Origin of the sequence: Nonomuraea solani (assembly GCF_900108335.1) — a bacterium.
GTDB classification, from domain to species: domain Bacteria; phylum Actinomycetota; class Actinomycetes; order Streptosporangiales; family Streptosporangiaceae; genus Nonomuraea; species Nonomuraea solani.
On sequence record NZ_FNVT01000007.1, the window covers coordinates 29,371 to 53,503 of the forward strand.

General features: G+C 72.2%; 21 protein-coding genes. 15 read left to right on the top strand and 6 right to left on the bottom strand.

Features of this window, described 5'->3' with window-relative positions; genetic code table 11:
* The first annotated feature begins 3 nt into the window (after positions 1-3).
* Genes C4V41_RS25275 through C4V41_RS25285 form a run of 4 tightly spaced genes read left to right on the top strand, consistent with a single transcriptional unit; the run spans position 4 to position 2,496 of the window.
* A complete protein-coding gene (locus tag C4V41_RS25275; RefSeq protein ID WP_103958430.1) occupies positions 4-804 on the top strand; it encodes a 4Fe-4S dicluster domain-containing protein in 801 nt (266 codons plus the stop codon).
* Positions 801-1,796 carry an NrfD/PsrC family molybdoenzyme membrane anchor subunit gene (gene nrfD / locus C4V41_RS25280; RefSeq protein ID WP_103958431.1) on the top strand — a complete coding sequence of 332 codons (996 nt, stop codon included), beginning with the start codon at positions 801-803 and terminating at the stop codon, positions 1,794-1,796. Before C4V41_RS25275 ends, nrfD begins: the two co-directional genes overlap by 4 nt.
* Positions 1,793-1,963: a hypothetical protein gene (locus C4V41_RS61995; RefSeq protein WP_160150388.1), complete on the top strand. Its 171-nt coding sequence runs from the start codon at positions 1,793-1,795 to the stop codon at positions 1,961-1,963. The genes nrfD and C4V41_RS61995 overlap by 4 nt, the downstream gene beginning before the upstream one ends.
* Positions 1,960-2,496, top strand: a complete 537-nt coding sequence (locus C4V41_RS25285; protein ID WP_103958432.1) for an NUDIX hydrolase family protein — start codon at positions 1,960-1,962, stop codon at positions 2,494-2,496. Before C4V41_RS61995 ends, C4V41_RS25285 begins: the two co-directional genes overlap by 4 nt.
* A 4-nt stretch (positions 2,497-2,500) precedes the next feature.
* Here C4V41_RS25285 and C4V41_RS25290 read toward each other — a convergent pair whose 3' ends face one another.
* The 4 genes from C4V41_RS25290 to C4V41_RS25305 form a co-directional block, all read right to left on the bottom strand.
* Positions 2,501-3,019 carry a peptidoglycan recognition protein family protein gene (locus C4V41_RS25290; RefSeq protein ID WP_103958433.1) on the bottom strand — a complete coding sequence of 173 codons (519 nt, stop codon included), beginning with the start codon at positions 3,017-3,019 and terminating at the stop codon, positions 2,501-2,503.
* Between the two features lie 109 nt (positions 3,020-3,128).
* Positions 3,129-4,772, bottom strand: coding sequence for an arylsulfatase (locus tag C4V41_RS25295; RefSeq protein WP_160150389.1), 1,644 nt, complete (start codon positions 4,770-4,772; stop codon positions 3,129-3,131).
* A gap of 70 nt (positions 4,773-4,842) precedes the next feature.
* Positions 4,843-5,736 (bottom strand): sulfotransferase family protein, encoded by an 894-nt coding sequence (locus C4V41_RS25300; protein ID WP_103958435.1) that lies wholly within the window; start codon positions 5,734-5,736, stop codon positions 4,843-4,845.
* A gap of 64 nt (positions 5,737-5,800) precedes the next feature.
* On the bottom strand, positions 5,801-6,679 hold the full coding sequence (locus tag C4V41_RS25305) for a MurR/RpiR family transcriptional regulator (protein ID WP_103958436.1): 879 nt from the start codon (positions 6,677-6,679) through the stop codon (positions 5,801-5,803).
* 85 nt (positions 6,680-6,764) lie between these two features.
* On the opposite strand from C4V41_RS25305, the gene C4V41_RS25310 reads away from it, so the two are divergent.
* The 8 genes from C4V41_RS25310 to C4V41_RS25345 all read left to right on the top strand — a co-directional run bounded on the left by C4V41_RS25310 (position 6,765) and on the right by C4V41_RS25345 (position 14,794).
* The gene (locus C4V41_RS25310) at positions 6,765-8,306 is read left to right on the top strand and encodes an ABC transporter substrate-binding protein (RefSeq protein WP_103958437.1); all 1,542 of its coding nucleotides are present in this window, start codon (positions 6,765-6,767) and stop codon (positions 8,304-8,306) included.
* Positions 8,303-9,268, top strand: a complete 966-nt coding sequence (locus C4V41_RS25315) for an ABC transporter permease (protein WP_103958438.1) — start codon at positions 8,303-8,305, stop codon at positions 9,266-9,268. The genes C4V41_RS25310 and C4V41_RS25315 overlap by 4 nt, the downstream gene beginning before the upstream one ends.
* The gene (locus C4V41_RS25320) at positions 9,265-10,083 is read left to right on the top strand and encodes an ABC transporter permease (protein ID WP_103958439.1); all 819 of its coding nucleotides are present in this window, start codon (positions 9,265-9,267) and stop codon (positions 10,081-10,083) included. Before C4V41_RS25315 ends, C4V41_RS25320 begins: the two co-directional genes overlap by 4 nt.
* The gene (locus C4V41_RS25325; RefSeq protein ID WP_200824222.1) at positions 10,080-10,289 is read left to right on the top strand and encodes an N-acetylmuramic acid 6-phosphate etherase family protein; all 210 of its coding nucleotides are present in this window, start codon (positions 10,080-10,082) and stop codon (positions 10,287-10,289) included. Before C4V41_RS25320 ends, C4V41_RS25325 begins: the two co-directional genes overlap by 4 nt.
* Positions 10,286-11,449, top strand: a complete 1,164-nt coding sequence (locus C4V41_RS25330; RefSeq protein WP_103958440.1) for an anhydro-N-acetylmuramic acid kinase — start codon at positions 10,286-10,288, stop codon at positions 11,447-11,449. Before C4V41_RS25325 ends, C4V41_RS25330 begins: the two co-directional genes overlap by 4 nt.
* Entirely contained in the window at positions 11,446-12,474 is a 1,029-nt protein-coding gene (locus C4V41_RS25335) for a serine hydrolase domain-containing protein (RefSeq protein WP_103958441.1), read from the top strand. Before C4V41_RS25330 ends, C4V41_RS25335 begins: the two co-directional genes overlap by 4 nt.
* Positions 12,471-14,072: an ABC transporter ATP-binding protein gene (locus tag C4V41_RS25340; RefSeq protein WP_103958442.1), complete on the top strand. Its 1,602-nt coding sequence runs from the start codon at positions 12,471-12,473 to the stop codon at positions 14,070-14,072. Before C4V41_RS25335 ends, C4V41_RS25340 begins: the two co-directional genes overlap by 4 nt.
* 71 nt (positions 14,073-14,143) lie before the next feature.
* Positions 14,144-14,794, top strand: coding sequence for a sensor domain-containing protein (locus tag C4V41_RS25345; protein WP_160150390.1), 651 nt, complete (start codon positions 14,144-14,146; stop codon positions 14,792-14,794).
* Here the strand turns inward: C4V41_RS25345 and C4V41_RS25350 are convergent, their stop codons facing one another.
* Positions 14,795-17,521 carry a PA domain-containing protein gene (locus tag C4V41_RS25350; RefSeq protein WP_235030366.1) on the bottom strand — a complete coding sequence of 909 codons (2,727 nt, stop codon included), beginning with the start codon at positions 17,519-17,521 and terminating at the stop codon, positions 14,795-14,797. It lies immediately after the preceding gene.
* A gap of 163 nt (positions 17,522-17,684) precedes the next feature.
* Here C4V41_RS25350 and C4V41_RS25355 point away from each other — a divergent pair, with 163 nt between their 5' ends.
* The 3 genes from C4V41_RS25355 (at position 17,685) to C4V41_RS25365 (ending at position 22,902) form a co-directional block, all read left to right on the top strand.
* Positions 17,685-18,494 (top strand): alpha/beta fold hydrolase, encoded by an 810-nt coding sequence (locus C4V41_RS25355; protein WP_200824223.1) that lies wholly within the window; start codon positions 17,685-17,687, stop codon positions 18,492-18,494.
* Between the two features lie 37 nt (positions 18,495-18,531).
* Entirely contained in the window at positions 18,532-19,818 is a 1,287-nt protein-coding gene (locus C4V41_RS25360) for a cytochrome P450 (RefSeq protein ID WP_103958445.1), read from the top strand.
* Positions 19,819-19,908: 90 nt separating this feature from the next.
* Positions 19,909-22,902: an alpha-mannosidase gene (locus C4V41_RS25365; RefSeq protein ID WP_103958446.1), complete on the top strand. Its 2,994-nt coding sequence runs from the start codon at positions 19,909-19,911 to the stop codon at positions 22,900-22,902.
* A gap of 28 nt (positions 22,903-22,930) precedes the next feature.
* Here C4V41_RS25365 and C4V41_RS25370 read toward each other — a convergent pair whose 3' ends face one another.
* Complete coding sequence (locus C4V41_RS25370) at positions 22,931-24,106, bottom strand: ROK family transcriptional regulator (RefSeq protein ID WP_235030367.1); 1,176 nt, start codon at positions 24,104-24,106, stop codon at positions 22,931-22,933.
* Positions 24,107-24,133 lie beyond the last annotated feature (27 nt).

Sequence of the window (24,133 nt, forward strand, 5' to 3'; positions counted from 1 at the left end):
ACGGTGAGCTCCGACCTGAAGCGCGTCGGGTTCTTCACCGACACCAGCGTCTGCATCGGCTGCAAGGCGTGCGAGGTGGCGTGCAAGGAGTGGAACGCCGTCCCCGAGGACGGGCTGGAGTTCACCGGCATGTCCTACGACAACACCGTCGGGCTGGGCGCCGACACCTGGCGGCACGTGGCGTTCATCGAGCAGCGCAAGCCCCTCGGGCACCAGGAGCCCGGCGTCGGCGATATGGACTTCCGCTGGCTGATGGCCTCCGACGTGTGCAAGCACTGCACGCACGCGGCCTGCCTCGACGTGTGCCCGACGGGGTCGCTGTTCCGCACCGAGCACGGCACGGTCGTGGTGCAGGAGGACGTCTGCAACGGCTGCGGCTACTGCGTGCCCGCGTGCCCGTTCGGGGTGATCGGCAAGCGCGAGAGCACCGGCACGGCGGCCAAGTGCACGATGTGCTACGACCGCCTCGGCGCGGGCGAGGAGCCGGCCTGCGCGAAGACGTGCCCCACCGACTCCATCCAGTTCGGCGACCTGGACGAGTTGCGCGAGCGCGCCGACCGCCGCCTCGCGCAGGTGCGCGAGGCCGGGGTGGGCTCGGCCCGCCTGTACGGCCACGACCCCGACGACGGCGTGGGCGGCCAGGGCGCGTTCTTCCTGCTGCTGGACGAGCCCGAGGTGTACGGCCTGCCGCCCGCCCCCGTGGTGACCACGAGGGACCTGCCGTCGATGTGGCGGCACGCGGGCGTCGCGGCCCTGGCCCTGCTCGCGGGCATGGCGGCGACGGCGCTCAGGAGGCGGCGATGAGCCAGACGGACGTGCGGATGGACGGCTCGGCCGCGCTGCGCACCGAGCGGGAGGCCACGCCCGGCTCCGCGGGGCGCAGGCGTGAGCGGCTGATGGTGCCCAAGGCGGACTTCGACTCCTACTACGGGCGGCCGGTGCTGAACGAGCCGACGTGGCAGGCGCACGACATCGCCGGATACCTGTTCCTGGGCGGACTGGCCGGGGCGTCCTCGACGCTGGCGGCGGTCGCCGAGCTGACCGGCAGGCCGCGGCTGGCCAGGGTGAGCAAGGTGGGCGCGCTGTGCGCCGTGGGCGGGTCGCTCTACGCGCTGATCCACGACCTGGGACGGCCGGAACGCTTTCTCAACATGTTCCGGGTGTTCAAGGTGACCTCGCCGATGAGCGTCGGCACCTGGCTGCTGGCCGGCTACGCCCCGCAGGCCGGGTGCGCGGCGGCCGCCGGCCTGACGGGCCGACACCCCGGGCTCGGGCGGGCCGCCACGGTGGGGGCCGCGCTGGCGGGGCCGGCGGTGGCGACGTACACGGCGGTGCTGATCTGTGACACCGCCGTGCCGGCCTGGCACGAGGGCTACCGGGAGATGCCGTTCCTGTTCGCCGGCTCGGCCGCGGCGGCGGCCGGTGGGCTCGGCATGCTGGCCGCGCCGGTCGCCGAGGCGGGCCCGGCCCGCCGGGCGGCGCTGATGGGCGCGGCGGCGGAGTGCGTGGCCGCCGCCCGGATGGAACGACGCCTCGGGCCGCTGGCCGAGCCGCTCAAGCGCAACCGGCTGCTGCGGCTGGGCGAGGCGCTGTCGGTGGCGGGCGCGCTGGCCGGAATCACGATGGGCCGCCGGAGCAGGCTCGCCGCCATGGCGGCGGGCGCGGCCCTGCTGGCGGGGTCGGCGTGCACCCGGTTCGGGATCTTCCGGGCCGGGATGGAGTCGGCCGGCGACCCGAAGTACACCGTGCAGCCGCAGCGACTGGCCCGAGCGAAAGCCGAGCGTGACCTCACATGAGCCGGAAAATCATCGAATATCTGCCGTTCCTGGGCATCGTGCTCGTCATCTGCGCCACGTCCTGGCTGGCCGGCCGGACGCTCCCGGCCCCCTCGGTCACCAGGGGCCGCGCGTCGGCAGGGCGTCACGTCCGGGAGACCGGGCAGGGACGTACGATCAGCAGATGACCGAAAAGACCGAAACCGCTTCCGGATGGCTGGCACCCGAAGAACTCGAATCGGTGCGTGGCCGGCTGCCGATCCTCTACGTCGACGCGGTGCCGGTGCGAGTCGACGAGACCGGCGTGGTGACCCACGTCGGCACGCTGCTGCGCATCGCATCAGACGGGACGGTCTCCCGGGCGCTGGTCTCGGGACGCGTCCTGCACCATGAGCGGGTCCGCGACGCGCTGCTGCGCCACCTGGAGAAGGACCTCGGCCCGGTGGCGCTCCCCAACATCCCCCTCTCCCCGCAGCCGTTCACCGTCGCCGAGTATTTCCCCACGCCGGGTGTCACCGCGTATCACGATCCGCGCCAGCACGCCGTGTCGCTGGCCTACATCGTGCCCGTCGCGGGCGACTGCCGGCCCCGGCAGGACGCCCTCGACCTGGTGTGGTTCACCCCTGAGGAGGCGGCGTCCCCGATGGTGCAGCAGGAGATGACCGGTGGGCAGGGGGTGCTGCTGAAGCAGGCCCTCGCCCACGTCGGAAAGCTCCCCTAACGGGTCACGGGCGGTCCGCACCCGCGCGGACCCAGCGATAGAGCGGGTCACCGGGACACGAGGTGTCGTAGCCGTCCCGGTGGCCCTTCACCTCACGGCCGGCGTCGCCGTGCTCGCGCAGGTATTCGATGGCGTCGACCAGGGCGTTGAGCAGGTCGTCGTTGGGGTCGGTGAAGCCCGAGTCGCCGACCAGCGCGAGCACCGCGTAGTGGTCGGAATTGAGGCCCGCCCCGTTGGCGGCCGGCAGGGCGTGCGGCCCGCGGCCCATGAACGTGCGCCGGTGGGGGCAGCAGACCATGTTGTAGCCCAGGTCGATGTAGCGCTCGCCGCGGCCGCCCGACATGTGCATGCGCTGGATGTCGCGGACCAGCTCCACGCAGGTGTCGTGGTTGCCGGAGCCGTCGAGGTCGGCGGGCACCTTGCCGCCGGTGTAGTGGATCTTGATGCCTTGGGTCGAGGACAGGCGGGTGTAGTCGCTGCTCGGCTTCTTGGCGTGCCACTCGGCGCGGGTGATCAGGTTCATGTGTTCCTCTCCTGTCGGGAAAGCCCTGACCACCAGAATGCCAACACTAAGTAGTTATGTCATCACTCTTTGTCATTACAGTGAGGTGGCGGCGGAGAAACATCCCTGATCAGCGCAGGGTCACCGGGGCCACCTCGCCCTGGTGCGCCCGCCGGAAGACGTGCGACCGGCCGCCCGACTCGAAGTCCGCCCGTGCCGTGATCTTGCCGGAGCGCCGGGGGAAGCCGACCGAGATCGACATGCCCGGCTCCACGCGCGCCACCGCGTGCGCCCGCACCTTGGGCGACCCGTCGAGGCCGAGCCGGACGTCCCGCCAGGGCTCGGCCGAGCCGTTGTGCAGCGTCACGACGACCTGGTCACCGGTGAGCTCGGTCCGCAGGCCGTACGGGGTGCGCGGGTCGGGGCCGATCGAGCCGTCGAGCCGGTTCTGTAACCGCTCGGTCAGGTCGGGCCTGGCGGCGGCCAGGTCGCGGCGTTCGCCCGGGTCGGCGGTCAGGTCGTACAGCTCCACGCGGCCCTGCGGCCCGGCACCGGCGATGTTCGGGTCGAACCTGACCAGCTTCCAGCGGCCGCGGCGGATGGCCTGGGCCTTGCGCGGCCGGTTCCACACCAGGTGGTCGTGCCTGGGCGCGTCGTCGCCGGTGAGCAGGCCCCGGAAGGAGAGCCCGTCCAGGTGAGCGGGGACGGGCACCTCCGCCAGGTCGGCCAGGGTCGGCAGCACGTCCCAGAAGGCCACCGGCTGCCGTTCCACACGTGGCCGCAGGCCGGGCGACCAGGCGATCATCGGCACGCGGATGCCGCCTTCGTACACGTCGCGCTTGTCGCCGCGGAACGGGCCGTTGGAGTCGAACAGCCAGGGCGTCACGCCCTTCTCGCGGTGCGGGCCGTTGTCGCTGGTGAACAGCACGAGCGTGTCGTCGGCCCGGCCGGTGTCGCGCAGCGCCCTGATCAGCGCGGCGACATCGGTGTCGAGGCGGGCCACCTGGGCGGCGTGGCGGCGGTTCGGGCCGCTCCACGGGCGGTTCTCGTACACGCCACCGCCGCCGGGGATCACGCTCGGGGAGTGCGGCAGGTTGGTGGCGAAGTACAGCAGGAACGGGTCGTCGCCGTCCTGCCGGATGAACTCGACGGCGCGCTCGCGGAACAGGTGCGGCGCGTACGACCTGCCATCGAGGGTGACCTTCTCGCCGTTGTGCCACAGATACTTGGGAAAGTACTGGTGGGCGTGCCGGTGACCGATATAGCCGAAGAACTCGTCGAACCCGCGCACGTTCGGGTGGGAGTCCTGGCCGGGCTCCTCGGGGCCGAAGCCCCACTTGCCGATGCAGGCCGTCCGGTAGCCGGACAGCCGCAGCAGCTCGGCGAAGGTCAGGTCGGCGTCGGTGAGCGAGCGCTGCGGCCCGCCCTCGGGGTTCTCGCGCACGGTGCCGTGGCCGGCGTGCAGCCCGGTGAGCAGGGCGCAGCGCGACGGCGCGCAGAGCGGCGCCCCCGAGTACGCCGTCGAGAACCGCACCCCTTCCGCCGCCAGCCGGTCCAGGTTGGGCGTCTCGATGAGGCGCTGCCCCTGGCTGCCGATCTCCCCCCAGCCCAGGTCGTCGGCCAGGATGAGCAGGATGTTCGGCCGGGCGGGCAGGCTGCCCCGGCGAGCTGCTCGTGTGGAGGTGGCCTCGGCGCCCGCGGGGGTCACCGCGGGCAGGGCGAGGCCGGCGAGAGTACCGGCGAAGAAGGCGCGGCGCGAGGGCGCGTTGATCACGAAGGGGACCATATCGGAGGGCAGGGCGAATGGCGGGCAAATGGCGGGCGAACTCTGTCACAGCCTCGTCTCAAGGCAGGTAGTCCCACTGCCGGCAGATGTCGTGCAGGTCAGCGGGGATGTCGTCCGGTGTGGGCAGGGGGCGGCCCGCGACGACGGTGCCGGTGCGGATCTTGTCGCGCCAGTCGCCGATGCCCTTGACGAAGCCTCCGTGGTCCTGCTTGCCGTAGGTGAGCATGGCGGGCTCGAACTCGACGCCCAGGAACAGGCAGAGCCGGCGCAGCTCGGCCTCCGGGTCGGCGACCAGCGACTCGTAGCGCACGGTCAGGCCCTCCAGATGCGTACGGGCCTCCTCCAGGTAGGTCATGTACGCCATCGTCCGCGGCACCGCCTCCTCCATGGGCCGCTTGACCGGGTCGGCCTCGTGCCAGGACTGCACGATCGACATGGGGTGGCGCAGCAGGAACACGAACCGCGCGTCCGGCCAGCAGGTGGCGATGCGCCGCCAGGCGAACACGTTGCTGGGCGTCTTCTCGGCCAGGATCGGCTTGCCGCTGCGGGCCAGCTCGCGGTGGAGCAGCCGGTCCCAGACGAGGTGCTCGATGTCGCTGTGGGTGTGGCCGAGCAGCTCCATGGCCTGCCGTACGGGGTCGGTGCCGAGCCCCACGCTCATCCGCCTGAAGTGCGTCTCGATCGGCGAATGCACCCGCGAGTGGCTGTTGAGCATGACCCGCAGCAGCGTGGAGCCGGACCGCACGGACGAGAGCAGGAAGACCGGCTCGCGCAGCAGCCGGTCGTGCGCCGGGTCCACCGGTGGCCGCACCTCGTCGCCGGGCAGCCGCTGCAGCTCCAGCGGGATCTTGGGCGGCGGCGGCGGTTTCGGCGGCTCCTTCCGCAGCCGTCGCTTCAACGTGTATCCCGTCAGGCCCTCAAGCGTGGCGTTGGCCCGGTACCTCCAGCTCATGGCCCATCAAAGTAGGGGTGGCCAGTGAACCCCAGGTGAATCCGGCCTGTGAAGATGGCGGCGATCATGCTCGTTTGACGACGCGGTCGTGAACGACCGCGTACGTGTTGCGCAGCGCCTCCATCGAACTGTCGTAGGAGCCCTGCGCCACCCCCGTGAACAGGCAGTCCACCACCATGAGCTGGGCGATGCGGCTGCCCAGCGCGGCGGAGCGGAACGGGGTCTCCCTGGCGGCCGTCGTGAGCGTCACGCCGGCCACGCGCGCGAGCGGCGAGTCGCGGAAGTTGGTGATCGCCACCGTGGCCGCCCCCGACCTGCGGGCGATCGACAGGAACTCGACCGTGTCCGCGGTCACCCCGGTGTGCGAGACGGCCACCGCCACGCAGGCCGGGTCGAGCGTGGCCGCCGAGGTCCAGGCCGAGTGCGAGTCTGGCCAGTTGATCGCCGTCCGCCCGATCCGTGACAGCTTCTGCTGCAGGTCGAGGCCCACCAGGGCGCTCGCCCCCACGCCGAAGCTGTCGATCCTGCGGGCGGCCAGCAGGAGTTCCACCGCCTGGCCCAGGGCGGTCGTGTCGAGCGAGCGGGCGGTGTCGGCGATGGAGAGCGTCTCGTTCATCGCCACCTTGGAGACGATGCCCTCCAGGCTGTCGTCGCGGTCGATGTCGCCCGACTCGGGCAGGCCCGGCCTGGTCAGCTCCTCCCTGGCCACCGCCCGGGTGACGTCGATCCTGAAGTCCTTGTAGTGGGCGTACCCGAGGCGCTGGTAGAAGCGCACCACCGAGGTCGTCGAGGTCGCGCAGCGGGCGGCCACCTCGGCGATCGACAGGTTCGCCGTCCCGGCGGGGCCGCCGAGGAACAGCTCCGCGATGCGCCGCTCCGAGGGCCGCAGCGCGGGCAGGGCGGCACGGATGCGGATCAGTGCGGTCCCGGCGTCCTCGTCCATCGTCACCCGTCCCGGCGAAGGAAAAGAAAATACCCTGGTGGTAGGGTCTGCGTAATTTTATGACCTACTGCCCAGAGGAGACCACATGCGCCGTGGCGCCTTCTCCGCGGCCGGCATCGCCGCTGCGCTCTCCCTCGCCCTCACCGGCTGCTCGTCCTCCTCCGGGCCCGCCCCCAGCACCGGCAGCGGCGGCTCCGCCGGGAAACTGGTGGTCGGCGTGACCTCCGACCCCGACACGCTCTTCCCCTGGAAGGCCACCCAGTTCCAGGCCGTCAACGTGCTGCAGAACCTGTACGGCACGCTCACCGAGTTCGACAAGGACCTCACCGTGGTCCCGGGCCTGGCCGAGTCCTGGGAGACCTCCGATGACGGCAGGAAGCTCACCTTCAAGCTCCGCCAGGGCGTGACGTTCGCCGACGGCAGCGCCTTCGACTCGATGGACGCCAAGGACTCCCTTGAGCTGATCATGGACGAGGAGACCGCGGCCGTGGCCAGGACGTCGCTCGCCTCGGTGAAGTCGGTCGAGGCGCCGGACGCGAGCACGCTGGTGCTGGAGCTGACCGGCCCCGACGCCGCGCTGCCCGCGAACCTGGCCAGCGTCAACATGGCCATGATCTCCTCCGCCGACTCCGAGGCCGGGCTCAGCACCAAGCCCAACGGCACCGGCCCCTTCACCTTCGGCAAGCGCGTGGCCAGCCAGTCGATCACGCTGACCAGGAACGACAAGTACTGGGGCGCCGAGAAGGCGAAGGTCGCCTCCGTCGAGTTCCGGGTGATCCCCGACGAGTCGTCGATCGTGTCGGCCATGCAGTCGGGCAACGTCCAGCTCGCGGTCTTCAACGACCCGCTCGTCGCCCAGACCGCGCAGGGCGGCACGGTCACCGTCGCCAAGACGCCGCAGCTCAACTACCACGTGCTCCAGCTCAACGCCCAGAAGGGCGACCTCAAGGACGTCAACGTGCGCCTGGCCATGCAGTGCGCGATCGACCGCAAGCAGGTGCTCGACACCGCCGCGCTGGGCGAGGGCGAGGTGACCGGGCCGATCACCGCCCCGGCGTTCAAGTCCGACCCGGACAAGCGTCCCTGCCCGAAGCGCGACCTGGCCAAGGCGGCCGAGTATCTCGGCAAGGCGGGCAAGCCCGGCGGCGTGACCGTCAAGACCATCGTCTCCCAGGGAGAGTACGCCACCTCCGTCAACGAGGCCCAGAACCTCAAGGCCCAGCTCGCCGAGGCCAAGATCAACCTGGAGCTGGAGGTGCTGGAGTCGGGCGCGTTCGTGGACCGCTGGGTGGCGGCCGACTTCGACGCGGCCGTGGCGCTGAACGGCGGCCGCCCCGACCCCGACGGCTCCTACGGCCGCTACTTCACCAGCAAGGGCAACCTGAACAAGGTCGCCGGCTACAGCTCCCCCGAGCTCGACGAGTTGTTCGCCGAGGGCAAGGCCACCACCGACCAGGCCGCGCGCAAGGTCGTCTATGACAAGGTCGCGGCTCAACTGGAGGACAACGCCGCCTGGATCTGGCTGTTCTCGGGCTTCACCTACACCGCCACGGCCCAGAACGTGCGAGGCTTCGTCCCGATGGCCAGCGGCTCGCTACAGTACCTTCGCACCACGTCCGCCGGATGAGGCTGCTCCGCAACCGGGCCGTCCGGCGCACCGCGGAGATCCTCGGCACCCTGTTCGGAGTGGCCGTGGTCGTCTTCGTCATGCTCCGGGCGATCCCCGGCGACCAGATCACGGCGGGGCTGGGCACCGAGGCGGCGGCGCTCACCCCGGCCCAGCAGCAGGCCCTTGAGCGCTACTACGGCCTCGACCAGCCGCTGGTCACGCAGTTCTTCTCGTGGCTCGGCAACATGTTCACCGGCAACCTCGGCTACTCGGCCCGCGCCCAGCAGAGCGTGCTGGACCTGACCCTTCAGTCGTTGCCGGTGACGGTCGAGCTGGCGGTGCTGTCGATCGTGCTCGCCCTGCTGATCGGGGTGCCGCTCGGCATGCTGGCGGCCTCCAGGACCAACTCCGCCCGCGACGCCGCCGGTCAGGTCGTGAGCCTGGCCGGGCTGTCGATCCCGGCGTTCCTGCTGGCCACCACGCTGCTGTCGGTCTTCGCGGCGTCGTTCGGGTTCAACCCCAACGGGCAGGGCTTCGCGCCGCTCTTCGCCGACCCGCTGCTCAACCTGCGGCAACTGCTCCTGCCCGCGCTGGTGCTGGGGTTCGGCATCGCGGCGCCGATCCTGCGCACCACCCGGGCGGCGGTGCTGGAGGTGCGCTCGAACGACTTCGTGCGCACCGCCCGCGCCAAGGGCGTGCCGGAGCGGCGGCTGCAAATCAGGCACGTGCTCGGCAACGCGCTCGTGCCGATCGTGACCATGACCGGGCTGCAGTTCGGCTACCTGCTGGGCGGCGCGGTCGTGGTGGAGCAGATCTTCTCCGTGCCGGGCATCGGCCGTCAGGTGCTGCTGGGGATCCAACAGAAGGAGTACGCGGTCGTGCAGAGCACGGTTCTGGTGATCGCGCTGGCGTTCGTGCTGGTCAACCTGCTGACCGATCTGCTGTACCGGGTCATCGACCCGCGGGTGAGGGCGTCGTGAGGCGCGACCCCGCGGGACTGGCGGGCGTGGTGATCCTGGCGCTGCTGGCGGTCGTGGCGGTGTTGTCGTATCTGGGGCTGCTGCCGTACGACCCGATCGCGCAACATCCGCCGTCGCGGTTCCTGGCGCCGTCGGGCGGCCACCTGTTCGGCACCGACCAGTTCGGGCGGGACGTGTTCTCGCGGGTGGCGGCCGGGGTGGGCAACTCGGCGCTGATCGCGGTGATCGCGGTGACGTTCGCGACCGTGGTGGGCACGCTGGGCGGGCTGGTGTCCGGCTTCTACCGCGGGTTCGCCGACGGCGCGATCGGCGGGGTCACGAACGTGCTGTTCGCGTTCCCGCCGCTGCTGCTGGCGCTGTCGCTGGCGTCGGTGCTGAACCGCAACTGGTTCACGATCGCCGTGGCCATCGCCATCGTGTACGTGCCCATCTTCATCCGGGTGACCCGCGGCCCCGTGCTGTCGCTCAGGGAGATCGAGTACGTCAGGGCGGCCGTCTCGACCGGCCAGAGCCGCTGGCAGATCATGCTGCGCCACGTGCTGCCCAACATCACCTCGATCATCGTCGTCCAGGTGGCGCTGTCGCTGTCGTGGGCGGTGCTGACGGAGGCTTCCCTGAGCTTCCTGGGCCTCGGCACGCCGCCCCCGGCGCCGTCGCTCGGCTCGATGATCTTCGAGGCGCGCAGCCTCGTCTTCATCGCCCCATGGACCCTGATCGCGCCCGGCGCGGTCGTCGTGCTGCTCGTGGTGGGTCTCAACCTGCTCGGCGACGGCCTGCGCGACACCCTCGACCCCCGGAACCGAGGACATCGGTGAACCTCTCAGAACCGGCGACGGAATCCGCCGGCCCCCGCATCGACGCCATGAACGCGGCCGGCGCCACCGTGCCCGGCGCGGGCACCCCCGGCAGGCTGGGCGCGCTGGACGCCTCGCAGTGCCCGCCGGCCTTCTCCACGCCGCCGGAACAGGTCTTCGCGATCGTGTCGCCCCGCGAAGACGACGAGGAGGCCGGGCGGGCATGAAAGTTCTGGGAATGATCTCCGGCACCTCGCACGACGGGATCGACGTGGCCGTGGTGGACTTCGAGCTCGTCGGGAGCGTGCTCGAAGGCCGGGTCGGCCACACGGCGAGCACGCCGTACCCCGACGAGTTGCGGGCCCGGCTGATCGCGGCGCTGCCGCCGGCGCCGGCGACGCTGGCCGAGGTGTGCGAGCTCGACACGCTCATCGGGCAGAGCTTCGCCGGCGCGGCGGCCGCGGCGATCGCGGCGGGCGGGCCCGTCGATCTGATCGTGTCGCACGGGCAGACGGTCTACCACTGGGTGGAGGGCGCGCACGCGCTCGGCACGCTGCAGATCGGGCAGCCGGCCTGGATCGCCGAGCGCACGGGCGCGCCGGTGCTGTCCGACGTGCGGATCAGGGACATCACGGCGGGCGGGCACGGCGCCCCGCTGGTGTCGGTGCTCGACGGGCTGCTGCTCGGCGGGCGCGCGGGCGGCGCGGCGGCGCTCAACCTGGGCGGCATCGCGAACATGACCGTGGTACGCGGCGACGAGCTGTACGCCTACGACATCGGCCCCGCGAACGCGCTGATCGACGCCGTGGTCACGAGCAGGGCGCTGGATCCGCGCGGCTTCGACGGCGGCGGGCGGATCGCCGCCGCCGGGCGGGTGCACGAACGGCTGCTGGAGGTGCTGCTGGACGAGCCCTACTACGGCCTGCCGGCGCCGAAGAGCACCGGCAAGGAGCTGTTCCACCTTGGATACGTGGAGGCGGCCCAGGCCAAGGTGGGCACGCCCGTCGGCGACGCCGACCTGGTGGCCACGCTGACCGAGCTGACCGTGCGGACGGTCGCGCGGGACGTGCGGGCGGCCGGGACAGGCGCGCTGGTCGTCTCCGGCGGCGGCTGCCGCAACCCGGTCATCATGGACGGGCTGCGGGCGGCGCTGCCGGAGGTCGAGGTGGCACCGTCCGACGAGCTCGGCGCGCCCGCCGACGACAAGGAGGCCATCGCGTTCGCCCTGATCGGCTGGCTGACCGCGCACGGCCTGCCAGGAACGGTCCCGGGCGGCACGGGGGCCGCGGGCAGCCGCATCCTCGGCACGCTGACCCCGGGCGCGGGCCCGCTGGTCCTGCCGTCGCCGGTCGCCGAGCGGCCGCGCTCACTGGTGCTGGGCCGATGAACGAGGCGCGCGGACAGGCTCCGCCCGGATTGATCATGGCGGCGCGCACGCCGTGGTTCGACCTCAACGAGTGCACGGGCCACCGTGACGCGGCCGGCGACGCGCCGATGACCCTGGACACCTACCACGACCTGGCCTCGGTCACGAAGGTCGTGGCCACGACCACGATGCTCATGCGCCTGGTGTCCGAGCGGCTCGTGGACCTGGACGCGCCGCTGAGCGCGTACCTGTCGCGCTCCTACGAGGCGATCACCGTGCGGGACCTGCTGCTGCACCGGGGCGGGCTGTGGGAGTGGTGGCCGCTGTACATCCAGCCGCAGCTCCCGCCGCCGCGCTACCGTCCCGGCCGCGCCCGCCACTACTCCGACCTGGGGTTCGTGCTGCTCGGCCGGATCGTCGCGGCCGTCACCGGGCTGCGGCTGGACCGGGCGCTGGCCGAGCTGGTCACCCGGCCGCTCGGCCTCACCTCGACCACGTACGCGGGCCCGGCCGGCGCCGAGGTGGCCACGAGCGCGCTGGACGACCGGGTCGAGATGACCATGCTCGACACCGGCCGCCCGTACCCGGTGCCCTACCGCAGCACCGACTTCGCGGGCTGGCGCACCGAGCCCATCGCCGGGCAGGTCGCCGACGGCAACGCCCACCACGCCTTCGGCGGCGTGGCCGGGCACGCGGGGCTGTTCTCGACGGTGCCCGACCTGCTGCGGTACGCCACCGCCCTGTCCCGCTACGAGGAGTACGACCACCTGTGGCGGCCCGAGGTCGCCAGGGAGTTCTTCGCCCCCGGCCCCGACCCGGAGCAGGCCCTCGGCTTCCGCAGGTACGAACTCGACCTCGCGGGCGAAAGCGTCACCGTGCTCGGCCACCCGGGTCACGTGGGCTGCGCCGTCGGGTTCGTGCCCGGCCGCGACGTCGCCCTGGCGCTGGCGAGCAACCGGCTCCTCGTCGAGGGGCAACCGGCCTCCACCGACCTCCTCTGGGACGACCTGCTGCAGGCCACCGCTCGACGATCGAGGACCGAATGACGCCGCTGCTGGAGATCCGGGACCTGTCGGTCGCGTTCCGCACCCGCGGGCGGGAGGTCACCGCCGTCAGGAACGTCTCGATGGAGATCCTGCCGGGCCAGACCGTCGCCGTCGTGGGCGAGTCCGGCTCCGGCAAGTCCACCACGGCGGCCGCGGTCAACCGGCTGCTGCCCGGCAACGGCCGCATCACCGGCGGCCAGGTGCTGTTCGACGGCCGTGACCTGGCCACCGCCACGCAGCGCGAGATGCGGGCGATCCGCGGCGCGGGCATCGGCCTGGTCCCGCAGGACCCGATGTCGAACCTCAACCCGCTGATGCGCGTCGGCGACCAGATCGCCGAGGCTCTGGAGGTGCACGGCCTGGCCACCGGCAGGGCCGCCCGCGCCCGGGTGGTGGAGCTGCTGGACATGGTGGGCATCCAGGACGCGGCGCGGCGGGTGGGCCAGTATCCGCACGAGTTCTCCGGCGGCATGCGGCAGCGGGCGCTGATCGCCATGGGGCTGGCCTGCCGGCCGAAGCTGCTCATCGCCGACGAGCCCACCTCCGCGCTCGACGTGACCGTGCAGCGGCGCATCCTCGACCAGCTCGAACGGCTCACCGCCGAGATGGGTACGGCCGTCTTCCTCATCACGCACGACCTGGCGCTGGCGGCGGAGCGGGCCGACGTGGTGGTGGTCATGTACGAGGGCGAGATCGTCGAGACCGGGCCGGCGGCCGGGATCCTGGGAGAGCCGGCGCACGAGTACACGAAACGGCTGCTGAAGGCCGTGCCGAGCCTGTCGTCGGTGCGGGTGGCCGAGCCGGCCGGTGAGCCTCGGGACCTGGTGGTGGTCGAGGGGCTGCGCAAGGTCTTCCCGATCCGGGGCACCGGCGAGGAGCTCACGGCCGTGGACGGGGTGTCGTTCACCATCCCGCGCGGGCGAACCGTCTCGATCGTGGGCGAGTCGGGCTCCGGCAAGTCGACGACCGCGAACCTGCTGCTCGGCCTGGACGACCCCACTTCGGGCGGCATCCGGTTCGACGGCACCGACCTGGCCGGGCTGGGGCGGCGGGAGCTGTTCGCGTTCCGCAGGCGGGTGCAGCCGGTGTTCCAGAACCCGTACGCCTCGCTCGACCCGCGCTACACGGTCGAGCGGTCGATCACCGAGCCGCTGCGCGTGCACCGCGTCGGCACCGCCGCCGAACGTAAGAAGAGCGTGGCCGAGCTGCTGGAGAAGGTGTCGCTGCCCGCGTCGATGGCCGAGCGGCTGCCGCACGAGCTGTCCGGCGGCCAGCGCCAGCGGGTGGCCATCGCCAGGGCCCTGGCGCTCTCGCCCGAGCTGGTCGTGCTCGACGAGGCCGTCTCCGCGCTGGACGTGCTGGTGCAGGCGCAGATCCTGGAGCTGCTCGCCGGCCTGCAGCGGGAGCTGGGGCTCAGCTACCTGTTCATCAGCCACGACCTGGCCGTGGTCCGGATGATCTCGCACGCGGTGCACGTCATGCGCGACGGCCGGATCGTGGAGAGCGGCACCGCGGAGGAGATCTTCGACCGGCCCGCCGACGACTACACCCGCGAACTGCTCGCCGCCATCCCCGGCGCGCAGCCCCGTGGATGGTAGGGCTGGCCCTACCATCCACGGGGCCGTGCGCAAGATTGTCCGGCGCGGCCCCGATCCGTAGCGTTCTCCTCATGAAACCCCTCCAGCGGCTCGCCACCGACTCCCGCTACACCCTGCTCGGCCTGCCGATGGCCGCCGTCTCCTTCGCCATCTCCTTGGGCGGGCTCTGCGCCGGGCTGGGCTCCGCGGTCGCGTTCGTCGGCCTGCCGATCCTGGCCGGGACCGCCGCCGTGGCGCGCAACCTCGCCGACTTCGAGCGCGTCTCGCTGCCCGAGGTGCTCGGCCGCCCGGTCGCCCGCCCGCCGTACCCGCCGGCTCCGGCCGGGGCCGGTTGGTTCCGCCGCATGATGAACCCCCTCGCCACCGGGCAGGGCTGGGTGGACGTGCTGTACGGCATCGTCTCCTTCCCCATCTCGCTGGTCGCGGGCGTCATCGCCCTCGTGTGGTGGGGCGGCGCGATCGCCGGGCTGACCTTCCCCCTCTACGGGTGGATCCTCGCCAGCCTCCCGGGCGTCGACGGCGGCTGGCCCGCGATGCTGGGGATCGGCGGCGGCGACGCGATGTTCGTGGGCGCCAACACGGTGGCCGGCGTGCTGTTCGCGCTGACGCTGCTGCCGGTCGTGCGCGGCGCGGCGCTGGTCAAGGCGAACCTGGCCCAGGCCATGCTCACCCGCGCCGCGCCCCACACGACGGCCTCCATCAACGAGCCCGAGTGGGCCTGATCAGCTCAGCGCGTACGCGCGCACGACCTCCTGCGACACGGTGTTGCCGTTGACGTCGGACGCCTTCAGCCGCAGCGAGACGAACCCGGGCCGCGGCCGGGTCAGCGTGGCCTCGTAGACCCGGTCGCCCTTGTCCCGCAGGACGGCGGGCAGCCAGGTGGCGCCGTCGTCGTACGACGCCTCCAGCGTGACGTCCTTGACCGCGCTCTGCGCCGCACCCTCCTGATGGCGGAACTTCACCTCCAGCGTGCGCGCCGATGTCCGGTTCTTCAGATCCACGGGCGCGTCGAACGTGGCCAGCAGCAGCGGGATCACGGTCGGCTCCGCGGCCCGCTCGGACGCGAACGTCCACACGCCCCTGGTCCTGGTCGACATCTTGGCCCACTCGGCCTCGTTGGTGAGGTCGTACTCGATCCGGTACGTGGCCTTGCCCGGCGTCAGCGTCCCCGACCCCGAGGGCAGGAACTCCGTCCGCCACAGCAGGTCGTCGCCCTGGTAAAGCCGGAAGTCGGTCTTCATGCCGCGCTCGAAGGTGCTGGTGTAGACGTCGCCGTAATTACCGGCGGCGTCCACGAACCCCTGCATCGAGACGCGCAGCTTGTCGCCCTCCCTGCGCAGCGGGTTGCGCGGGTTGACCCCGGGCAGCAGCGGCTGCTGAAACACCGTCGTCGTGACCCGCTCCCCCGCCTCGTACGGCCGGAACTCGGGCGACGACACCGCGACGCGAGGCGTTTCCGGGTGCGGCCACATGGTGTTGTAGTGCCGCTCCGGCGCGATCGCCGACGAGCTCCACCGCAGGTCGGCGCCCGGCGTGACGTAGTCGACCCGGGTGCGCGGCGCCTGGGCCATGGGCAGGTTCGAGGAGATCGACGTGGTGTCCCACGGCTCGAAGACGAAACGGGTCTCGTTGACCGTCACGTCGTCGGAGAGCTGGGTGTGGTAGCCGGTGTCGATCCTGGCGAGGTCGGCCGTCTTGACCACGTACGTGAGCGAGTCGCGCACCCGGCCCTGCTCGCGCAGGTACAGGTCGTACACGTACGGGCTGGCGGGCTCGCCCTGGGCCACCACCGGGGCCGGCAGCCGGCCCAGCCGGTCGATCAGCGCCAGGCCCTCCTCATGTGTCAGCCGCACGGTCGGGACGGCCAGCTTGACCTTGCTGCCGCCCGTGGTGACGTCCGCGCCCGGCCGGTCACTGTAGAGCGCGACCATCGCCGCGCCCGCCGCCGCGGCCGCGTTGGCCTGGGCCGATACCGGCACGCCGTCGGTACGCCGGATGACGGCGAGCCGGCCGCGCAGGTTGAGAGCCTTGATCTCCTCCGCGCCGCCCCGGCCCGCGTTGACCGCGGTGAGCTCGCGGGTGCCGTCGAGGCGCGGATATTCGGTGGCGAAGTCGCTGAACTGCACCGGGTCCACGTACTGGGGCGACAGCTCGACGCCGGGCGTGGTGAGGGTGATCTCCGGGGCCTTCAGCCGCCAGCGGGTGGCGACGACGAACGTGCCCTTGGTGACCTGCCTGGTCGGCTGGACGAACAGCCGCTCCTCGATCTGGCCGCCGGGCGAGATGGTGGTGCCGCCGCGCAGCACGGTGCCCCGCTCTCCGGCGCGGTACCACTTGAGCGCGGCGGCCGCCCCGGTGTTGCGCTTGGTCACGTGGTCGGGCGTCTCGATCTCGACCTCGACGGCCTCGCGGGCGTCCAGCACGACCTCGGTGTCCCGCGTGATCTCCATCTCCGGGTCGCCGACCAGGCTCTCGTTGAGCGGCTTGCCACCCTCGGTGCTGGGCTGGGTGGCGGGCATGGTGAAGATGTGGCCGAGCACGGAGTAGGTGCCGGGCTTGACCAGCAGGCAGGTGCCGGAGCCGTTCTTGGCGTCGGTGCAGGGCTGGGCGGGGTCGCCGGGGAGCACGCGGCCCACCAGGGTGCCCTCGTCCAGGTTCAGCACGGTGAAGCCGCCCCGGCCCGGGCGGCCGTCCCTGGCGATGCCGCGCACGCGCAGCTCGACCCGCTCCTCCCCGGCGCTCGCCTGGGACTCGGTGGAAGGGCACGAGTCGCAGTCGAACCGGGTGCCGTACCGCTCGGTCAGCCGCTTCACCGCCGCCTCCACCGGGCCGCCGGCCTCGGCCACCTTCACGGCCTCTGCGGGCTTCTCGGCGGCCGCCTTCTCCAGGCCGTCGATGATCGCGGACAGCCGGCCGTTCGCCGTCTCGCGGTCGAGCCACACCTTGGTCACACCCGGCTCCAGCTTGGCCGGGGCGGCCAGCGACACGCCCACGCCGCCGATGCTCTCCAGCGTGACCGCCGCCTCGGGGGCCTGGCCCGCGTAGGTGATGATCACCGGGATGGTGCCGCCGTAGTCCTGCCCGGCCAGCTCCGTCACGTTGAACAGGGCGGCGTCGAGCCGCTCCGGCACCTGGGCGGCGATGTCGTCGGGGATGACGGTCACGCCGTCCTCCGACTCCAGCACCTGGAACGCCGGCACCGAGCCGTCGGGCCGTGGCGCCGGGGTGACCGTGACGGCCTGGTGCGCGCCGTCCACGGCCCGCACCCGTACCCGGTCACCGGTGATCAACGTGATCTCATCGCTCGCCGCGTCACCCGTGAACGTCACGGGCGGCGCGGTGGTCGCGTGCGCGCCGGGGGCCGAGAGTAAGGAGGCCGCCACGGCCGTGGTGACGGCCATCACCGTCCCCCGCCGCAAGCGCCCCATCCGGCCCATGCCACGCAGCATCGGACGACCTCCAGAACATCGGTAAGCATGAATACCGAATTCCTAGCGACCCTGAGCTGCTGTTGTCCATGAATTTCGGGTGGCCACATCATGACTTGTCGCACATCCGCCATCCACGGCGCGGTCTCGACCGCTCGCCGCATCCGTCCTACATTGGCCAATCATGGACACTGGACTGCTCGAGGTTCCCGGCGCGCGCCTCTATTTCGAGGTACGCGGCACCGGCCCGGCGCTGCTGACCATTCTCGGCGGAGGCGGCGACGCGGCGATGGCGGGCCCGCTGGCCGAGGCGCTGTCCGCCCACTTCACGGTCATCACCTACGACCGTCGCGGCGCCAGCCGCAGCCCGCTGACCGGCCCGCTCGCGGAGCAGCGCATCGAGGTCCACGCCGACGACGCCCTGCGCCTGCTGCGGGCGGCCGGCTCCGGCCCCGCGTACGTGTTCGCCACCCACTCGGGCGCCCTGATCGCCCTCGACCTCCTGGCCCGCCATCCCGAGCGGATCCGCCGCCTGGTCGCCCACGAACCGCCCGCCTTCGACCTCCTCCCCGACGCCGCCCACTGGCGGCGGCTGGCGCAGGAGGCGGTGGACGTCTGCCACCGCGAGGGCATCGGCCCCGCGATGCGCAAGTTCGGCGAGGAGACCGGCACGGCCGCGCCACCCGAGCCGGACCCGGGCCTGCCGCCGTGGGTGCGCGACATGCTGACCAGGATCATCGCCAACATGGAGACCAGCCTCCTGTACGAGGTGCGCTCCTTCGGCGCCTTCGTCCCCGACGCCAGGGCCCTGCGCGACGCCCCTCTCGTCCTCGCCTCGGGCGCCGGCACCCGGGGCCGCCTCATCCACCGCGCCACGCTCGCCGTCGCAGAACACCTGGCCGTCGAGCCCGTCGAACTGCCCGGCGACTACGTCGGCTATCTCCGCAGCCCGGCGGAGTTCGCCACGGCGCTGCGCGAACTCCTTCCGTCCTGACCTTGCCAAGCGGGCGCGGCCGTTAGACCGTGGCGACGTGCGCGACATCCCAGGACCCCCGCCCCAGGCAGACGGCGGGCTGAGCGCCATCGCGACGGCGGGCGGCCTGCACACCTACCAGCTCCAGTTGCACGAACGCTACGGACCGGTGGTGCGCTTCCAGCTCCCCGGCGCGCAGGACGCGGTCTCGGTGGCCGACCCGGTGCTGCTGGAGGCCACCGCCGCGGTGAACGAACGCCCTGACAAGCTGTTCGAGTTCCTGGCCCCGCTCTGCGAGGCGGGCAACCTGCAGACCCTGCCGTCCGGCGAGCACGCGCCGCTGCGCCGGGCGCTGCTGACGGCGCTGGCCGGGCGGCGCTCGCACGAGGCGCACTTCGCCGGGTTCACCGCGCTGGCCGAGGAGCTGGCCGGCCGGTGGGCGGACCACGCCGCCAAGGGTCCCGTGGAGCTGCAGCAGGACCTCAGCGAGCTGTCGCTGCGGATGATCTGCCGCTACGCCCTCGGTGGCGGCGTCGACGACCCCGCCCGCGTGGTGAGCGCCTTCGAGACCGTCCTGACCGGCTACCTGGGCCGCCTCTACGAGCAGGGCGACGATCTGTCGCGGGCCGAGCAGGCGCTGGCCTACCTGCGCGAGGTCACGGACGGCGTGCTGGCCGCCGGCGGCAGCGACCTGGTCGCCGCCCTGGACCGGGCCGAGCTGAGCCCGGCCAGGATCAGGGACACCGTGCTGATGATCATGCTGGCGGCGCACCACACGACCGGCGTCGCGGTCTCCTGGACACTGCACCTGCTGGCCGGGCACCCGGCGGAGGCGGCGCGGGTGGCCGCCGAGCTGGACGAGGTGCTGGGCGACCGGACCGCGCCCGACTACGCCGATCTCAAGCGGCTGCCCCACCTGGAGATGGCGCTCAAGGAGTCGATGCGGCTCTACCCGCCCGGCCCGTACGGCGCCCGCGAGACCACCGAGGACCTCACCCTCGGCGACCACCACGTCCCGGCCGGGACCACGATCTTCTACCCGTTCTGGGCCGTGCACCTCAACCCGGACTACTGGCCGGACCCGCACGCGTTCGTCCCCGCCCGGTTCACCGCCGAGGCGCAGGCCGCCCGGCCCCGCTACGCGTTCGTCCCGTTCGGGCTGGGCCCGCGGAGCTGCGAAGGGGCCTCCCTGGCCATGGTCGAGGCCGAGCTGGTGCTCGCGGTGCTGCTCAAGAGGTTCCGCTTCGAGCCGGTCGCCGGCCATCCCGTGGTGCCCGTGGAACGCTTCGTCCTGTGGGCGGACAACGACATCCGCATGAACCTGACCGACCGCCGCCCGGTATAGCCCTTTGGCTGTGGCATTGCCCGTTTGCCGCCGGGGTGCCTAACGTGCTGTGTGACTCATGATCTCATCACCATGCCTTGAGGAGTTCTGATGCATGACGACCGCGATCTGATCGAGGCCCGGCTGAGGCGTGTCCTGAACGAGCGGATCCGCCCGGCGATCTATCCCGAGTCCGTGCCCCTTGAGGTGAGCGTCTGGCACGCGCCGGACGAGCCCGTGCCGGTGGCCGAGGGCCTGGCGGCGACGCCTGAGCCGATCTCCGTGGGCCGGATGTGGGGCGTGCCGTGGGGCACGAGCTGGTTCACGGTCACCGGCACCGTGCCCGCGGAGTGGGCGGGCCGGACCGTCGAGGCGATCCTCGACCTCGGCTTCGACGAGAACAAGCCGGGTTTCCAGTGCGAGGGCCTGATCTACCGGCCCGACGGCACGCCGGTGAAGGGTCTCAACCCGCGTAACCAGTGGGTCAGGATCGGCTCGCCGGTCGAGGGCGGCGAGGAGGTGCGGCTGCACATCGAGGCCGCCTCCAACCCCGTGATCCTCGACTACCACCCCTTCCTGCCGACGTTGATGGGTGAGAAGGAGACGGCCGGGAGCGACCCCCTTTACCTGCTGACCCGCATGGACCTGGCCGTGTTCGACGAGACGGTGTGGCAGCTCGTGATGGACCTGGAGGTGCTGGGCGAGCTGATGCTGGAGCTGCCCGTGGACAGCGGCCGCCGCGCTGAGCTGCTGCGGGCGCTGAACCGGGCGCTGGACGCCGTCGACCTCCAGGACGTCAACGGCACGGCGGCCGCCGCCCGAGCCGAGCTGACCGGCGTGTTCGCGTCCCCGGCGGTGCCGTCGGCGCACCGGATCAGCGCGGTGGGCCACGCGCACATCGACTCGGCCTGGTTGTGGCCGCTGCGCGAGACCGTACGGAAGGTGGCCCGCACCACCTCGAACATGACGGCGCTGCTGGAGGACGAGCCGGAGTTCGTGTTCGCGATGTCCCAGGCGCAGCAGTGGGCCTGGGTCAAGGAACACCGGCCCGAGGTGTGGGCGAAGGTCACCAAGGCGGTGGCCACGGGCAGGTTCGTCCCGGCGGGCGGCATGTGGGTGGAGTCCGACACGAACATGCCCGGCTCGGAGGCCATGGCCCGCCAGTTCGTGCACGGCAAGCGGTTCTTCATCGACGAGTTCGGCGTGGACAACGAGGAGGTGTGGCTGCCGGACACGTTCGGGTTCGCGGCCGGGCTGCCGCAGATCATCAAGGCGGCCGGGTCGAAGCGGCTGCTCACGCAGAAGATCTCGTGGAGCCAGACGAACACGTTCCCGCACCACACGTTCCTGTGGGAGGGCATCGACGGGTCGCGGATCTTCACGCACTTCCCGCCGGTCGACACCTACAACTGCTCGATGCAGGGCCGGGAGCTGGCGCACGCGGCCCGCAACTTCAAGGACAAGGGCGTCGCCCGGCACTCCCTGGCGCCGACCGGCTGGGGTGACGGGGGCGGTGGCACGACGCGGGAGATGGTGGCCAAGGTGGCGCGGGTGCGCGACCTGGAGGGCTCGCCCGCCGTCGCCTGGGAGACGCCGGCCGAGTTCTTCGCCAAGGCCGAGGCCGAATATCCCAGCCCGCCCGTGTGGGTCGGCGAGCTCTACCTGGAGCTGCACCGGGCCACGCTGACCAGCCAGGCCAAGACCAAGCAGGGCAACCGGCGCAGCGAGGCGCTGCTGCGGGAGGCCGAGCTGTGGGCGGCGACGGCGGCCGTGCGTACGGGGGCGGCGTATCCGTACGCCCAGCTCGACCGGCTCTGGAAGACGGTGCTGCTGCACCAGTTCCACGACATCCTGCCCGGGTCGTCGATCGCGTGGGTGCACCGGGAGGCGCGCAGGACGTACGAGCTGGTGGCGGAGGAGCTGAACGCGATCATCGACGGCGCCCAGCGGGCGCTGGCGGGCGACCCGGCGGGCGGCACGCTGATCTTCAACGGCGCGCCGCACGCCCGCAACGGCGTCCCGGCCGGCGCCGCCGCGCGGCCCGCGCTCCCCCGCGGCGTCGACGCGAGCGCCCGCGAGGGCGGCGGTTTCGTCCTGGACGACGGCCTGCTCAGGGTGGAGATCGACGGGCGCGGCCTGGTGGTCTCCGCCTATGACCTGACCGCCGGCCGGGAGACGGTCGCGCCGGGCCGGGCGGCCGGCCTGCTGCAGCTCCACCCCGACTTCCCGAACAAGTGGGACGCCTGGGACGTGGACGAGTTCTACCGCAACACGGTCACCGACCTGACCGAGGCCGACGAGGTGCGCCTCGACGGCGACGCGGTCGTGGTCAGGCGCTCGTTCGGGACGTCGGCGGTGACCCAGCGGCTCGCGCTCGCCGAGGGCCGGCTGGAGATCGAGACGGAGGTCGACTGGCACGAGACGGAGAAGTTCCTCAAGCTCGCCTTCCCTCTTGACGTGCGCGCCGACCGGTACGCCTCCGAGAGCCAGTTCGGCCACTCCTTCCGCGCCACGCACACCAACACGAGCTGGGAGGCCGCCAAGTTCGAGGCGTGCAACCACCGTTTCGTGCACCTGGAGGAGCCCGGCTGGGGCGTCGCCGTGGTCAACGACTCGACCTACGGCCACGACGTCACCCGCACGGTCGGCGACGACGGCACGACCACGACGCTGCGCGTCTCACTGCTGCGCGCCCCGCGCTTCCCCGACCCGGAGACCGACCAGGGCGTGCACCGCTTCCGGCACGCGCTGGTGCCGGGCGCGGAGATCGGCGACGCGGTCCGCGAGGGCTGGTCCATCAACCAGCCCGAGCGCCGCGTGCCCGGCGACGCCGAGGTCGAGCCGCTGGTGGCGGTGGACGACGACGCCGTCGTGGTGACCGCGGTCAAGCTGGCCGACGACGAGAGCGGCGACGTGATCGTGCGCTTCCACGAGTCGCGGGGCGGCCGGGCCCGCGCCACCCTGCGCGCGGCCTTCCCGGTCGCGGAGGTGGTCACCACGGACCTGCTGGAGCGGCCCACGGGCGAGCCGCGGAGCGCCGGCGACGCGCTGCCGGTGGCCCTGCGGCCGTTCGAGCTGGTCACGCTGCGGCTGAAGCGGGCCTGACGTTCCGGCGGGCAGGGACCACGGGTCCCTATCCGCTCAGCAGGGTGCCCAGGCGGGGCGCGTACGTGGCGTGGAAGACCAGCGACGCGGCGCCGATCGCGGCGGCGTCGGCCGCGATCGGCGAGGTCTCCACCCGGACCGCGTGCAGCCGCCTGGTCAGCGCCCGCTCCGACACGGCCCGCGTGATCACCTCCCGGTAGATCTCGCCCACCTCGCGCAGCGCGGGCCCGCCGAGCACCAGCAGGTCGATGTCCAGCATGTTCACCACGCTCACGGCGGCGTCGGCGAGCCGCCCGGCCACCCGCTCGATCACCCGGAGCGCCTCGGGCTCCCCGGCGGCGGCCGCCGCGCAGACCGAGGCGTGGTCGGCGCCCATGGCCGCCTCGATGGCGTTCGGGCAGCACACGGCCTCCACGCAGCCCCGGTTGCCGCAGTAGCACTCGGGCCCGTCGGGCTCGACGGTGATGTGCCCGAACTCGGCGGCGTTCAGCGACCGCCCCCGGTAGACCTGGTTGTCCAGGATGAGCCCGCCACCGATGCCGGTCCCGAGGTAGAGGTAGGCGAAGCTGGGCGTGGCGCGCGCGATCCCGGCCCACCGCTCGCCGATCGCCGCCGCCGTCGCGTCATTGTCCACGGTCACCGGAAAGCCGGTGTACTCCCGCAGCAGCCCCTTGATCGGCACCTGGTCCCAGCCGGGCAGCCGGGGCGGCGACACCATCACGCCCTCGCCGTCCAGCGGCCCCGGACAGGCCAGCCCGACCCCGAGCACCTTGCCGTCCGGCACGCCGGCCTCCCGCAGGATCCGCCGCGCCGCCCGGGCCATCTGCCGGACCACGGCGTCGGGCCGGGCCCCGGGCCGCACCGGCAGGTGCAGCCGGGCGACCGGACGGCCCGCCAGGTCGGCCAGCACGCAGGACAGCTCCTGCGGGTCGAAGTGCACGCCGACCGCGTATCCCGCCCCCGCGTCGACGCGCAGGATCGTCCGCGGCTTGCCACCGCTCGACGGCGCCGAGCCGTCCTCGACGACCAGCCCCTCTTCGAGCAGCCTGCGCACGATCACCGACACCGTCTGCGCCGTGAGCCCGCTCACGGCGGCGATCTGCACCCGGCTGATCCCGTCTGAAGCCTGGATCGCCTCCAGGACCACCGCCTGGTTGTAGCTCCCCACCTTGGGCAGATTCGTGCCCTGCTGCATGTGAGTCATGTCACCACAGAGTGTTGACTTAGTAAA